At 59.4% G+C, this 13,840-nt stretch carries 12 protein-coding genes; 7 read left to right on the top strand and 5 right to left on the bottom strand.

The window, feature by feature from the left end:
- Nucleotides 1–89: 89 nt before the first annotated feature.
- From hemC to EIK79_RS08810, 4 genes are all read left to right on the top strand, one after another.
- Nucleotides 90–1,175, top strand: coding sequence for a hydroxymethylbilane synthase (gene hemC, locus EIK79_RS08825; RefSeq protein ID WP_124954758.1), 1,086 nt, complete (start codon nucleotides 90–92; stop codon nucleotides 1,173–1,175).
- A complete protein-coding gene (gene cobA / locus EIK79_RS08820) occupies nucleotides 1,175–1,996 on the top strand; it encodes a uroporphyrinogen-III C-methyltransferase (protein ID WP_124954757.1) in 822 nt (273 codons plus the stop codon). Before hemC ends, cobA begins: the two co-directional genes overlap by 1 nt.
- Nucleotides 1,993–2,724 (top strand): uroporphyrinogen-III synthase, encoded by a 732-nt coding sequence (locus tag EIK79_RS08815; RefSeq protein ID WP_124954756.1) that lies wholly within the window; start codon nucleotides 1,993–1,995, stop codon nucleotides 2,722–2,724. The genes cobA and EIK79_RS08815 overlap by 4 nt, the downstream gene beginning before the upstream one ends.
- Before the next feature lie 79 nt (nucleotides 2,725–2,803).
- A complete protein-coding gene (locus EIK79_RS08810; RefSeq protein ID WP_124954755.1) occupies nucleotides 2,804–4,231 on the top strand; it encodes a DHHA1 domain-containing protein in 1,428 nt (475 codons plus the stop codon).
- On the opposite strand, the gene EIK79_RS08805 is transcribed toward EIK79_RS08810, so the two are convergent.
- Nucleotides 4,228–5,943 carry an alkaline phosphatase D family protein gene (locus tag EIK79_RS08805; RefSeq protein WP_124954754.1) on the bottom strand — a complete coding sequence of 572 codons (1,716 nt, stop codon included), beginning with the start codon at nucleotides 5,941–5,943 and terminating at the stop codon, nucleotides 4,228–4,230. The genes EIK79_RS08810 and EIK79_RS08805 overlap by 4 nt on opposite strands.
- 311 nt (nucleotides 5,944–6,254) lie before the next feature.
- On the opposite strand from EIK79_RS08805, the gene EIK79_RS08800 reads away from it, so the two are divergent.
- Nucleotides 6,255–7,706, top strand: a complete 1,452-nt coding sequence (locus EIK79_RS08800; RefSeq protein ID WP_124954753.1) for a sulfatase-like hydrolase/transferase — start codon at nucleotides 6,255–6,257, stop codon at nucleotides 7,704–7,706.
- A gap of 33 nt (nucleotides 7,707–7,739) precedes the next feature.
- Here EIK79_RS08800 and EIK79_RS08795 read toward each other — a convergent pair whose 3' ends face one another.
- The 3 genes from EIK79_RS08795 to rdfA form a co-directional block, all read right to left on the bottom strand.
- A complete protein-coding gene (locus EIK79_RS08795; protein ID WP_124954752.1) occupies nucleotides 7,740–8,858 on the bottom strand; it encodes a hypothetical protein in 1,119 nt (372 codons plus the stop codon).
- A gap of 164 nt (nucleotides 8,859–9,022) precedes the next feature.
- On the bottom strand, nucleotides 9,023–10,978 hold the full coding sequence (locus EIK79_RS08790) for an archaea-specific SMC-related protein (protein WP_124954751.1): 1,956 nt from the start codon (nucleotides 10,976–10,978) through the stop codon (nucleotides 9,023–9,025).
- Between the two features lie 99 nt (nucleotides 10,979–11,077).
- Complete coding sequence (gene rdfA, locus EIK79_RS08785) at nucleotides 11,078–11,761, bottom strand: rod-determining factor RdfA (protein ID WP_124954750.1); 684 nt, start codon at nucleotides 11,759–11,761, stop codon at nucleotides 11,078–11,080.
- A 496-nt stretch (nucleotides 11,762–12,257) separates the two neighbouring features.
- On the opposite strand from rdfA, the gene EIK79_RS08780 reads away from it, so the two are divergent.
- Both EIK79_RS08780 and EIK79_RS08775 read left to right on the top strand, forming a co-directional pair.
- The gene (locus EIK79_RS08780) at nucleotides 12,258–12,593 is read left to right on the top strand and encodes a DUF5783 family protein (protein WP_124954749.1); all 336 of its coding nucleotides are present in this window, start codon (nucleotides 12,258–12,260) and stop codon (nucleotides 12,591–12,593) included.
- Between the two features lie 45 nt (nucleotides 12,594–12,638).
- Nucleotides 12,639–12,995, top strand: coding sequence for a NifU family protein (locus EIK79_RS08775; RefSeq protein ID WP_124954748.1), 357 nt, complete (start codon nucleotides 12,639–12,641; stop codon nucleotides 12,993–12,995).
- Nucleotides 12,996–13,000: 5 nt separating this feature from the next.
- Here EIK79_RS08775 and EIK79_RS08770 read toward each other — a convergent pair.
- On the bottom strand, nucleotides 13,001–13,840 hold an 840-nt coding region (locus tag EIK79_RS08770), incomplete at its 5' end, for a ketopantoate reductase family protein (protein ID WP_148094139.1).

Below are 13,840 nucleotides of genomic sequence, written 5' to 3'. Positions count from 1 at the left end.
GACATCCTCCCCGCCGTGAACGGCGGGATTCTCTCGCTGTTTAAAGATAGAACTCCTTTTCACGCCCGGAATCGGAATGTAGGTATACAATGAGCACACGCACGGTCCGGTTAGCGACGCGGGGGTCGTCGCTCGCGCGCCGGCAGGCGAATGCGGTGAAATCCGCGCTCGAAACCCGTCGGCGGTCGGTCGAACTCGTCGAAGTTGAGACGAGGGGGGATCAGATCCGAGACGAACTGATTCATCGGCTGGGACAAACGGGTGCGTTCGTCCGCAGCCTCGATGAAAAGGTGATGGCCGGTGAACTCGACGGCGCCGTCCATTCGATGAAGGACATGCCGACGGAGGTTCCCGAGGAGCTTGTCGTCGCTGGGCTGCCCGAGCGTGCACTGCCGAACGACGTGCTTCTCACGCCCAATAACCGAACGCTTTCGGAACTTCCGTCCGGAGCGGTCGTCGGCACGTCGAGCCTCCGGCGAACGGCCCAACTGTTGGCTGACCGTCCCGATCTGACGGTGACGCCGCTCCGCGGCAACGTCGACACGCGCGTTGAAAAACTGCTCGCTCCCGCGCTCCAGCGCGAACACGAGCACCGACTCGACGCAGACGAGAACGAAAACGGTGGTGATGACGGTGATGACGCACAGGAGTGGTTCGAGTCGTTGTCACCGATCGAGCGCCGCGCGCTCGAACGCGAGGTAGACACCGAGTACGACGCGATCGTACTCGCGGAGGCCGGACTCCAACGATCCGGTATTGCCCACCATATCGACTATCAGCAGTTGTCACCAGTGGAGTTCGTCCCGGCACCAGCCCAAGGGGTGATCGCTGTCACCGCCCTTGAAGAGAACGCCGAGACGATCCACGACACACTCGATCACGCTCAAACGCGGATCACATCGACTGTCGAACGGTCGATTCTCGCGGAACTCGGTGGTGGCTGTGTCGCTCCGATCGGCGTGTACGCTCGGCTTCGGGGCGAGTACGTCAACACCGTGGTTCGTGTTCTCAGCCGCGACGGCACCGAAGAGATCGCGGAAACGCGAGATCTGCCGGTTGAGAACCACCCGTCGGCTGCACGGGAGTTTGCGGCCGATCTCCGTGAGTGCGGTGCTGCACAACTCATCGAACAGGCCACAGAGGAACCATCACCGTCTCCATCTCGACAGGAATGATGACCACTGATCTCCCCACAGAGTCCGATCCGGACGACTCGGTCGGTCGGGTGTATCTCGTCGGGAGCGGCCCGGGCGATCCCGATCTCATGACCGTCAAGGCCAGGCGCCTCGTCGAATCAGCGGACGTGATCCTCCACGACAAGCTTCCCGGACCGAAAATCCTCGATCAGCTCCCGGCGGAGGCGTGTGAAGATGTCGGAAAGCGCGCTGGCGGCGATCGCACCACCCAAGCGTACACGAACCAGCGGATGGTCGAACTCGCCCGAGCGGGCAAGACAGTTGTGCGGCTCAAAGGCGGCGATCCGTTCGTGTTCGGACGCGGCGGTGAAGAAGCGACGTATCTCGCGTCGCACAGCGTTCCGTTCGAGGTGGTACCGGGTGTCAGCTCCGCCGTCGCTGGACCGGGCGTGGCTGGCGTGCCGCTCACCCACCGCGATCACGCCTCGTCGGTCTCGTTCGTGACCGGTCACGAGGACCCGACCAAAGACGATTCGGCGGTCAACTGGGAAGCGCTCGCTGCTACCGACGGAACGATTGTCGTGTTGATGGGCGTTGGCAAGCTTCCGGAGTACACCGACGCGCTGCTCGAAGCGGGAATGGACCCGGATACGCCGATTGCACTCGTTGAGCGTGCCACGTGGCCGACCCAACGGATCGCGTGTGGTACGCTCGAAACCGCTGTCGACGTGCGTGATCAGGACGGGATCGAACCACCAGCGATCACAGTCATCGGAACAGTCGCTGGCACGCGACAACAGGTGCGTGAATTCCTGCGAAACGATTCGACCGACCGACAGTCTAGCGGTGATGATCGATGACGGTCTCAGTAGGGGTGTTCCGTCCGGACGACGCCCGTCTGACGCAGGCTGTCGAGCTGTTGGAGGAACTGGGAACCGAGCCGGTTCCCGATCCGATGCTCGCTGTCGAGCCGACCGACGCGATTCCGCGATCGGACGCCGATTATACGGTGCTCACGAGCAAAACCGGGGTCGAACTCGCTGCCCACGCCGGCTGGACGCCGCCGGGGGCCGTCTGTGCAATCGGATCGAGCACCGCCGACAGCCTCCGTGCATACGGCTACTCGGTCGATATCATTCCCGATCAGTTCACGTCGTCTGGGCTGGTCGCTGCGCTTTCGGACCGTGTCGATGGCGCGCGCGTCGACGTAGCCAGAAGCGATCACGGTTCCCCGGTGCTCACCGACGGACTCGAAGACGCCGGTGCGTACGTCCATGAAACGGTACTGTACCGGCTCACCAGACCGCCACGAGCGGGCGTCTCGACCGAGTTGGCTGCGACCGGCGAGATCGACGCCGTGTTGTTCACCTCATCGCTCACCGTCGACCACTTCCTCGACGCTGCGAGCGAGCGGGGGTTGCGAGAGACGGCGATCGATGGACTTGGTGATGCGGTCATCGGCGCGATCGGCCCGCCGACCCAACGGACCGCCGAGAACGCCGGAATCGATGTCGATGTCGTTTCCGACCGTGCCGACTTCGAAGCGCTTGCCAGAACTGTCGTCGACCGGCTGAGCGAACGCGTATGAGCCATCGCGCGTCTGCACTCCGTCCGGACGAGCATCCTCGTGCAGTGCTTTATCAGGGAACACCGTGGGAGACAGTGGTATGACAACCACGGCCGATCTACCCGTACCCGTCCCGGAACTCGAAGACCGCGCGCTCGCGTGTGCAACGCGGCTGCGTGACGCCTCGGAGGTGTTGCTCGTTTCTCACATCGACGCTGATGGACTCACCAGCGCGGCGATCGCTGCGCGTGCCCTCGAACGGGCGGGAATCCCCTTCGAAACGGCGTTCGAAAACCAACTCGACGCCGATGCGATCACCGCGATCGCGGCAACCGGTCACGACACGGTGTTATTCACCGATTTCGGCAGCGGGCAGCTCGATCTCATTACGGAGCACAAGAACACATTCACGCCGGTGATCGCAGACCACCACCAACCGGCGGACGCCGAGACCGAGTACCATTTGAACCCGCTGTTAGTGGGGATCGACGGGGCGAGCGAACTCTCGGGTGCGGGCGCGAGCTACACGCTCGCGCGGGCACTCGAAACCAACGACACCGACAACCGGGATCTCGCTGCGCTCGCGGTCGTCGGCGCGGTTGGAGATATGCAGGACACTGACGGCGAACTCACCGGGGCGAACCGCGCGATCGTTGCAGAGGGGATCGAGGCGGGGGTGCTGGAGGAACAGTCCGATCTCGCGCTGTACGGCCGACAGACCCGACCGCTGCCCAAACTGCTCGAATACTCGAACGCGGTGTATATTCCTGGTATCACCAACGATCAGCGCGGGAGCGTCGAGTTGCTCTCGGGATTAGCGATCGACCTGAAACAGGACGGTGAGTGGCGAACGTGGGTCGATCTGTCGGGCGAGGAGCGCCAAACCGTGGTGAGTGCGCTCGTCGAGTGCGCACTCAAGCGGGGTGTCGGACCGGACTCGATCGAGGATCTCGTCGCCACGACGTACACGTTGGTGGCCGAACCCGCTGGCACCGAACTCCGCGACGCCAGTGAGTTTTCAACGCTACTCAACGCGACGGCGCGATACGATCGGGCTGATGTCGGGCTTGCCGTCTGTCTCGGCAACCGTGACGCAGCGCTTGACCGGGCACGCACGCTGTTAGAGACCCACCGCCGGAACATCTCGGAGGGGTTGCAGTTGGTGAAAACGGAGGGGGTCACTACTGAGACTCACATCCAATGGTTCGACGCCGGGACGCGGATCCGCGAGACCATTGTGGGAATCGTTGCGGGAATGGCGCTCGGTGCCGAGAACGTCGACCGTGGCCGGCCGATCGTCGCGTTTGCCGAGAAAAGCGAGACGGAGACGAAAGTGTCCGCTCGCGGGAGCCACGCGCTCGTTGACCGAGGACTCGATCTCTCGGTCGTTATGCAACGCGCTAGCAGCGCCGTCGGCGGTGACGGCGGTGGGCACGATGTCGCAGCCGGAGCGACGATCCCCATCGGACAGCAAGCGGCGTTCATCAAACACGCCGATCGGATCGTCAGTGACCAACTCGACAGTTAGCGCTCAACCGACTCGATTTCGGTCGTTCCTGCCGGAACGCGGAGCGTTTCGTGTCGTTGTTTGCGAGGTGATTCTTTGACGCTCTTATCGACGCTGTACACCGTGTACGTACACGCGTCTCCAGTGAATTCCACGATCGAATAGCCCCAAATGCTGCTGTCGAAAAATTCGATGTGGGGGTTGAGAGTGGTAACCGCCTGCTCCGTCACATCGAACGGATCGATATCGTCGATCCCAAGCACGATTTCTGACAGATTCACACTCGTGACAGCAGGCGTCATGAACTCGACGCCAACCCGCTCGTCGTCACTGAACGGGTCGTATCCCGTTCGTTGGTAGCCGGCCATCGCAGTGTGGAGATCGCCAGTCAGCGTGATGAAATTCGACGTGCCATTCCGGGCGAGATGGCGCATGATCGTCCGGTATTCGTCCCGGTACCCATCCCACGCGTCTCGGTTGAGGTAGGAACCGATCGCTCCTGTTCCCATTTCGAGGGGCATCGTCAGCACCTCATTTCCCCACACCGTCCATTGCGTCTCGGCGTCGTCGATCGCGTCCAAAAACCACTGTCGCTGGTCGGTTCCGAGCATCGTTCGATCCGGTTTGTCCCCGTTGGCAAACGCTGGCGGTGGATCACGAAACAGTCGCTCATCAGTGAGGACAAGCGTCGTGAGATCACCGAACCTGAATCGTCTCTGGAGTCGGAACCGTTCGTGAAGGTCGCCCGGCGCTCCCACCTCGGCCGGTTCGTAGTCGATCCGGGCAGGGAACTGCTCAACCCACGCTTTGATGGCTGCGGCGGTGATCCGCGTCGCTGCGTCGGGATCATCACCCTCAGGATGGGACGGAAGTCGAGGGCTGTCGGTGTCGTAATCCCAGTACCGGTTGTCCGCTACCTCGTGGTCGTCCCACCCAGCGATCAGCGTGTGGCGTTCGAGTGCGCGCTGGAGGTGCGGATCGGAGCGGTACGTGTTGTACAGATACCGGTAATCTGCAAGCGTGTGGGCGAGATCGTGACCACTTGGCAGTTCGAGATTCCGATCCGGGTATTCCTCGCTTATCGGCGCTCTGTACTGGTTGTCGGCAGATTCGTAGATGAAATCTCCGAGATGGAGTAAGAAATCCACGTTCTCCTCGGCAACGTGGCTGTACGCCCCGTAGTATCCGTTCTGGTAATCCTGACACGTCAACACTGCCAATCGCATGCTGTCGATCGTTGCGTTGGGATCGGGCAGCGTTTGACACCGCCCGGTTCGACTGGCCGTTCCATTGTAGATGAACCGGTAGGCGTACTCGGTGTCGGGCGACAGTTTGCCGTCGAGATCAACCGTTATCGTGTGGTCGTGGTCGGCCATGATCGCCGGCGACTCCACGACGCCTCGATGGACCGGCTCGGAAAAGGAGTCGTCCCATCCGACCTCAACGGCGACCGGCCCACCCTGATACTCCTCGGGCGCGATCCGCGTCCACAGCAGCACTCCCTCGGGTGTCGGCCCGCCACTCGCTACCGATTGGGGAAACACCGCGTCTGTGCGTTCTGTGTCAGCCGTGAACACCGACCGATCCGTGGGTTGTACGGTGTCGACAGGCACTGCGACCCCGCTATCGCTGAGCACTGACGCGAACCCGCTGACGGCGGCCACCAAGGTCGTTCCTTGCAGAAACGTTCGGCGTCCGATACGACGATCGTCACTATCATCCTGACTATCCATTCATTTATACTATGTATTTGGTAACTAAAAATAGTGTGGTACGATATCTCAGTACGGAACTGTTTATGCAGGAATTGATACGGTGGAATATCTGTGTTTGTTGTCTCGTTCATACGCGACTGATCTAAATCTCAACTTATTGATTGATACATCGTATAGCACGATACGAATGGGCGCTCGCGGGTATCGACCGTACGCTTACTACTAAGTAATCTCATCCCTTGCACATCTTCCATGGACAGGTTTGACGTGCTAGAGAAGCAATCCCAAACTGATCAGTCTCGACGGGATTGGGTAGTGGGGTGACTCGTATGCGCAACGTTGTACTCATCGTTCTCGACACGGTTCGGAAGGACGTGTTCGACGAGTATGCGACCCGGCTCCGTGCGGCGTCGGGGACCTCTTTCGAGCAGGCTCGTGCCGCGAGCTCGTGGAGCGTGCCGAGTCATACGAGCATCTTCACGGGACAGCTACCTCACACGCACGGCGTTCACGCCGAAAGCTTCGATTCGTCGTTTGACTTCTCAATGATCCCCCGTGAGGAGACGTTCCTCGGTGATCTGCCGGAGTACCGGACGGTCGGATTGAGCGCGAACTCCTATATGAACCGCGCGTTCGGGTTCGATTCTCACTTCGATGCGTTTTCGGACTTCTCCATCGGGTCACACATCCACGAAAGTCTATTCACGGAGGGGCTGGCGGTCACGGAGTACCTCTCGAAAACAGACGAGTCGAGCGCAACCAAACGGTATCTCGACTTTCTTCGAGCCTGTTTCGGCCACGATCGGCCGCTGAAAAGTGTCGCGAACGGCGTTTGGTCGCAGATCGGTCCGGCGGTGAAACAGCTCCCCGTTCCGGAGGTCGTCGATGACGGCGCGCAAAACATCGCACACACGGCACGCAATCATGCTCAGGCGGACGAAGCGCCGTTGTTTCTGTTTGCGAATCTGATGGACGCGCACACGCCGCTTCGGAACCTGATCCAGTTCGATCAGTCCCTCCACTCCGTACCAAACGATTGGAGTTCGACCGAGTTCGACAAGTGGGAGTTGAACAAGGACGGATCGACGACAGAAGCGTACACACGCAACTACCGGCAGCTGTACGCCGCTGCCGTCGAGTATCTGGATCGGGTGGTGGCCGATCTGATCGACGACATCCAGCGCGTTACCGACCGTGAAACCTCGTTCGTTATCGTCTCCGACCACGGTCACAACCTCGGATACGAGGCCGATGACGGGCTCTTTCATCACACGGGCAGCATGACAGAGGGTGTCATGCACACGCCCTGTGAGATCGTTAACCCACCGGCTGGCTATCCCGACACCGTCTCCGAGTACTTCTCTCATCTCGAACTGGGTGATCTCATTGTCGATCTCGCTCACGACGATCCCTTCGACGATGACCGCACGGCCGAGTGGATCCCCGCCGAAACGATCGGGCTCCTCGGAACGAATCCGACGTGGGACCGGGAATTCACTGACGACGAGTACGCCCACTGGAACCGGATGATCCGGTGTGTGTATCACGAGGACACGAAACTCCAATGGAATTCGCTAGAGGAGTGTTGTGAGTACGAACTCGATCCGGATCGTCCGTCGTGGCAGCGACAGCTCGCTGACGACGCAGCGCCAACTCAACGAGCAACGGCGCTGTTCGAGGAGGAACTACTGGCGTACAAACAGCAGGCCGCGGCCGACGCACAAGATCTCGCGTTCGACGAATCGGTTCAGGAGCAACTCCAGCAACTGGGCTATCTCTGATTCGGGTCGGGCTGTGCAGTGACACTGCGACGGCTACACCGTCAACGGTTCGGAGAACGGTTTCGTTTTGTGATCGGCCGCGTGTTCTCGGAGCCACTCCCGCCCGCGGCCGGTTGCTCGTGGGCCGAAGTCGTTGTTTTCCACCTGAAACCGCCTGTCGCCCCGGCTCTGCTGAACGATCGACTCGCGTCCGTGGCGTTCGAGTAGCGGTACTGCTTCGAACCAGTTGTTTCGGACCCACGAGTCGGCGCTCGATCTCCCTCGGAGTACGACCGCTGCCGCGTTCGTCGTCTCGAACACCGTGTGGTGAACGCGCAAATACTCCCCCGCCAACAGTCCGGTGTAGTTATCGAGATTCTCGCTGAGTCGGTGCATGTCGAAGGTGTGCCTGACGGCGTGAGGACCGACCACGTTGAACCGGGCTTCGTACCCGTTCTCACGGTGTCCGAACGCAGCCACGGCATGTCGGTTGTGATCGAAGTAGTTCCATTCGATCAGATGGGTGCCGTTGCGGAGGTCGAGTCCGTAGCCGAGCGTCTCCATCTGGTTGTGATGGATCGCGTTGTGGTGGACGTGTGAGCCGGTCGGCGCGTCCCCTGCGCCGAGGCTGACAGTGGCGTGTGTCCACCCCGCTAGCTCGCAGTGGTCGATCTCGATGTCATCGCCAGTGAATTCGAACGCACGCGCGTAATACGACGACGCCGGCTGTGGCTTCGATCGTGGATCGAAATATCCCGTTTCGGGACCGACTACCCGCAGTCCTGTCACCCTAATTCCTGTCCCGGGTGACCGAAAGACGGTCGATACAGTCGTCGGCACTGTGATCCGTGCCCCCGGTCCGTTGATCCCGCGGTCGCTGGCGAGCGTGACGTTCGCTGCGATCGAAATCGGCATCGACACCGAATCGTCCAAACGGAGCTCGGTTCCGCTCGGTAGCCAAACCGTCGCGTCCGGCGTCGAGAGCGCCGACCGAAGATCGGCCACGGACTCGACAACGTGGGTCGCGTCCGCTCGTCTGACTCGCCCTTTCCGAGCGGCGAAGCCCAGTGGCTCCGACTGTTTGACACCCGCGATCGAAAGACAGCCGCTGGAGAGCACGCCGCCAGTGATCCCCACCGCTGCCGCGAGCATCTCCCGTCGCGTCCGGCTCACGGTCGACGACCCCACAGGTTCTCCGTCACCATACCAACGCCACCTTCGCCACGACGTATAAGCTGTCCTTTTTCCGATCCCTTCGATCGCGCCCCAAACGTTAGGAACCGGTCATGACGACACTCGACCGTTTAGAAATGTACGATTACTTCTATCGTCATTCGTTAGATCTCGGTCACGCGCTGATACTCCTCGTCGACAGCAGCCGCGTCTTCGGGGAGCAGCGCAACGACGAGGAACCCGGCGTAGTCAGCGACGTACTCGATGAGTGCGGCGATGCGATCGGAGTCGATCGCTTCGAGCGAATCCAACAGCATGATCGGGACCGACTCGTGGACTTCGTGGACGAGATAGCCTGCGAGGGCGAACACAAGCCCTGTTACCTCTCGCTCACTTTCTGAGAGGTGATCGACGGTGTCTTCGTAGGCGGTTCCCGAATCGGTGCTTCGGATGACGTGGAGATCAAACGTCCGCTCGGAGACGGTTCGCCGTCCTCTAGTGACTTCGTGTTCAGTGCGTTCGATCCAGATGCGTTCGAGGTTGGCGTATTCGAGCAGGTCCAACACGGTTTCCATGTGGTCGTTGAACTGTTCGATCGCCTGTTTTTCGATCTGCTGGATGCGCGTTCGGAGATCAGCGAGTTCGTCCTGTACTGTCTCCTGCCGCTGTTTGAGTTCATCGCGCTGTTCGACCCGCGTTTCGATGTCGTCGATCTCGGATTCGACGGATTCGCGCTGGTTCTGTATTCGGCCCAACTCGAATTCGAGTTGGTTCGCCTCCTTATGGAGATCGAGGATCTCACTGTAATCCTCTTCTTGGAGATCTTCGACGTCGTCCTCTAGCTGCTCGATCTCCGATTCCAGTTCATCACGCTCCGATTGCAACTCTTCGATTCTGGTCTCGCGGCGTTCGAGTTCGGAGTCGATCTGTTCGGTCCGTCGTTCGAGCCGGTCGCGTTCGCGCTGGTGCTCTTCGAGCGTGTTTTTCTCTTCCTGTAGCTGGTCGATCTCGGCTCGGAGCGAGTTTCGTTCTTCGAACCGTTCCGAACGGAACTGTTGGAGTTGATCGAGCGTCTCCTCGATCTCTGATTTCGGGACTTCGCTCCCACATGTCCAACAGACAACGTTCTCGGTGTCAGAAACCAACTGATCGGTTAGGGTCTCTGCCTCCGTGTCACGTTCACCCCGAAGCGAATCAACGATCTCCCGGCTCGTCCCATCGAGCATCTCTTCGTTGAACTGGATGATCGTCTGTAGCTCGTTGACCGTTGAATCGATCGATCGTAGACGATCACGCAGCCGTCCGATTTCCGTTTCGATCTCCTCGATGTCCCCGACCGGCGTTCCCGGAAGTTCATCGAGTTGTGTTTGAAGCTCCGATCGTTCCTCTTGAAGAGCTTCGAGGCTTTCGCGCTGCGTGCTCAGTTCGAACCGGGTATCGTCCAGGGACGCCCGCGCGTCGTGAAGCTCATCGAGTGCCGCCTCCAGCTCGCGTTTGTCTGCCCGGCTATCTTCAACGTCCGCGTCGGCTTCCGCTAGCTCTTCCTCTTTCACTTCGAGAGCGTTCTGTTTCTCCGAGATCTGCTGGGTGAGCGTCGTTCGACGATCTTCCAATTCGACGAGCTGATCCGCGAGCGTGTCGAGGTCGGACAGTTCGGTTTCGATCTCGCGCTGCTCGGCTTCGAGTTGCTTGATCTCGGCCTGAATCGCCTCGGTGTCCACAGGCCGCATGATAAGTTCTCGAAGATCCTCACTCCGAGCGACTGCTTGTCTGGCTTCGTTCGATTCCAACAAAAACGCGAACAGATCCGCTAACTCTGTGTCATCGAGATACGGGTTTCCACCGGTGATGATCGTTCCGTTGTGGCGCTCTAACGTTCGATTGTACGTTTCATCACCGATCGTCATCTCGACCGCTCCTTCGGTGGCGTCACCCTTCAACGAGACGCGATCACTCCCGAAGGCAGCCATGATTGCTTGCAACAACGATGTACGATTAGTTGCGTTTCGACCGGCGAGTGCAGTGACTCCCGGTGTGAACTCGACGGTCGTACTGTCGATACCGCCGATGTTCTCTACGGAGAGTTGCATCTTTTCCGTTCCAATCTGCGATGCTCCCATATACGCATCTTTCAGGGAGCCACCTATTTAACTCCTCAGACTCATAGATAACGAGAACGCCTGTCTCGGGGTTACAGATGTAATTTCGTAACGGCGAGCTCAATCGAGCGATTCAACAGTATTATCATCCGCTGACACACAGTCACAGTGACCCCGTTCAAGGAGTTCTACGACGCCGTATCTTGTCCCACAGTCTTGGCAGGTAACAGTCACATCAACGAGAACATCGAAGTCACCAATCTCAAGGCGGTCGGTGTTTTCGAGCGTCGAGAGATTATCCTCGGTAACACGAAGGGTTCGGTGGGAGAGGCGCTGAATCGCCTGTGTAACGCTTTCGATCCGGTCATTGTCGTCAGTTGCCGGTGCCGAGTGGCGCGCGCCCCGGTATTTCGTGAGATACGTGTGAACTGCCTGGTGGGAGACGAAATCCCGTTCGAGTTTATCAATCGATACTCCATCACGTTTCAGATCGTTCCGAGCTTGTGTCCGGACACCACTGCTGACATCATCACCCGTGAGCAGTCGATACACGTTGTCTACCTCGCCATCAATCGGTTGACGACCGGCTCTCGTCATCGCTACTTCGAGGAGGTGTTTGTTCAACCAGTCTGCGAGCTCGCGGAGGCTGTATCGCTCCTCGCTGTCGCCCGTCCATCGCGCCTCCATTGTCTGTCCGAGACCGTCCAGGTCGTACTCGACCAGAACGCGGCCGACTTTACTGGTGGTATGTGACTGGTCTGATTCTTTATCATCAGACGCGGTCCCATCCCCTTGATCGTTCATTCTAGTCACCGTAACGTCCTCAATACGAATAAGTGTTCATTTCTTAGCGTCAGTCACCATCGCGAATATTCGATCACGGAACTGTGTGTCTCTCCGACTTCCTGTTTCGGGGTTGTGGCAGAGAAATATACTTCACTCTTCTCTAACTTGTCGAAAACATTATGATGGCTGTCCGCCGTGCGTCTCGATCAAGAGACGACGCCACGCCACGTGTCAACAACTCTATGGGTGTGGACATAAAATATTGTACTATCTTTTCGTTTATGTAGGATTGTATTCATACCTCACTGTTCCGATGGACTTTTTCGCTGATCGACGGTTCGTACACCGCTATCGATGACCGACTGGTTCGAGGATCGAGGTGGTCCATTGCTCCTTGCCTGCAGATTTGACTCGGCGGCGACGACCGGAGCAGTAGAGTCCAGTTCGGTATATCAACATACGATTCATCCGAACGGATCGCCCGATTTTTACCGGTTTCGAGCGATGATCATACATGACCGAATTCGATCCCGAGCGGTTTGAGGACAAGTACGTCCATTACTTTCCGGAGCTACAGGAAGCGTACAAGCGCGCGTTCGAGACAATGAACGAGGCGTATGACTCACAGCTGATCCACGCCATCGATCAGCAGGTGCTCAACGAGTCTGAACCGTTCTACGACGACGGATTCACCATTGATCTACCCGAGAACCCGACCGAGCGAGTGAGCGGCGTCGTCGTATCTGACGAGAAACTCACCCGCGTTCTCGATCGGTACGTCACGGAACTCCGCCGGGAGTTAGCGGCCGTGTTCGATCTTGAGACAGCGGAAAACCGACACGAAAAATGAAACGGCGTGGAAAGCCCTAAGCGTGTTCAGGCGCTATCGCCTTCCATGAGCACGGAAACACAACGGTCGGACGACGAACTCCGAGAGGAAGTGACAAACTTCCTGCGCCGAAACTTCCCGCAGATCCAGATGCACGGTGGAAGCGCAGCGATTCAGCACCTCGACGCCGAAGCGGGTGAGGTGACCGTCGCGCTCGGTGGCGCGTGTAGTGGCTGTGGCATCTCCCCGATGACGATCCAAGCGATCAAAAGCCGGATGGTTTCGGAGATCCCAGAAATCACGACGGTCAACGCCGAAACCGGTATGGGTGGCGGTGGTGGCGGTCATTCGACCTCACCGTCGTTCCCTGGTGAAATGACCCGCGAGGACGACAGCGACGAAGGCCCACAGGCTCCGTTCTAATCCGATCACCGTCGCAAATCTCGTTCGTGTTCCCACGCTCGGAGTAGTCCAGCGAGTGTCGTGTTCACTGGTGTGTCGTCGTACTGCGCGACGTATCCATTGATAGCGTCGATCTCTGTCGGCCGCTCCGAGCGCACGTCCTGAAACATCGAGGACGTGTTATCGGCTGTCGCGTCAACAACGCGCCCAACGGCGTCGACAGCCTCCGTTTCGACGAGGTCGACTCCTTCCTGCCGGGCGGCGTGAACCGTCTCCTTCGCGGCTGCTTTGGCGATCTCGGCCGCTGGGCCGTCATCCAACGCCCCGTTTTTGACGCGCGCGAGCGCGGTCGTCGCGTTGATCCCCGCATTGACGGCGAGTTTCTCCCAGAGCCGTCGGGGCATGTCAGTAGCCGCGGTCGCCACGAGTCCGACCGCTTCGAACGCACCGACAACCCGTTCAGCACACTCCGACCGCCCGCCAGCGGGTGCCCCGAGCACGATCTTCCCCACACCAGTACACCGTACACGGCCGGGTTCACGCGTTGCTCCGTACGTACACGTCCCGGCGAGAACGCCGTCGAGATGTTCCGACAGAACCGATTCGTTGCTGAGTCCGTTCTGGAGCGACAACACGGCGCGTGGTTCACACGCTGTGAGTGCTCGTGCTGCTGTCGTCGTGTCGAACGATTTGACGGTAACGATAGCGAGATCGACGGCCGCGCTCGCAGGCACGCTCGTTCGAGCTTCCGGTGTTACGGTGGCTTCTATTTCCCCGTCCACGACCAAGCCGCCGTCGCGTATCGCTGCCATGTGTGGCTCCCGGCCGACTAGCGTCACGTCGTGCTTCTGGGCGAGTACCCCCCC

Origin of the sequence: Halocatena pleomorpha (assembly GCF_003862495.1) — an archaeon.
Lineage (GTDB): Archaea > Halobacteriota > Halobacteria > Halobacteriales > Haloarculaceae > Halocatena > Halocatena pleomorpha.
This window is presented reverse-complemented; position numbering and strand designations above follow the sequence as displayed.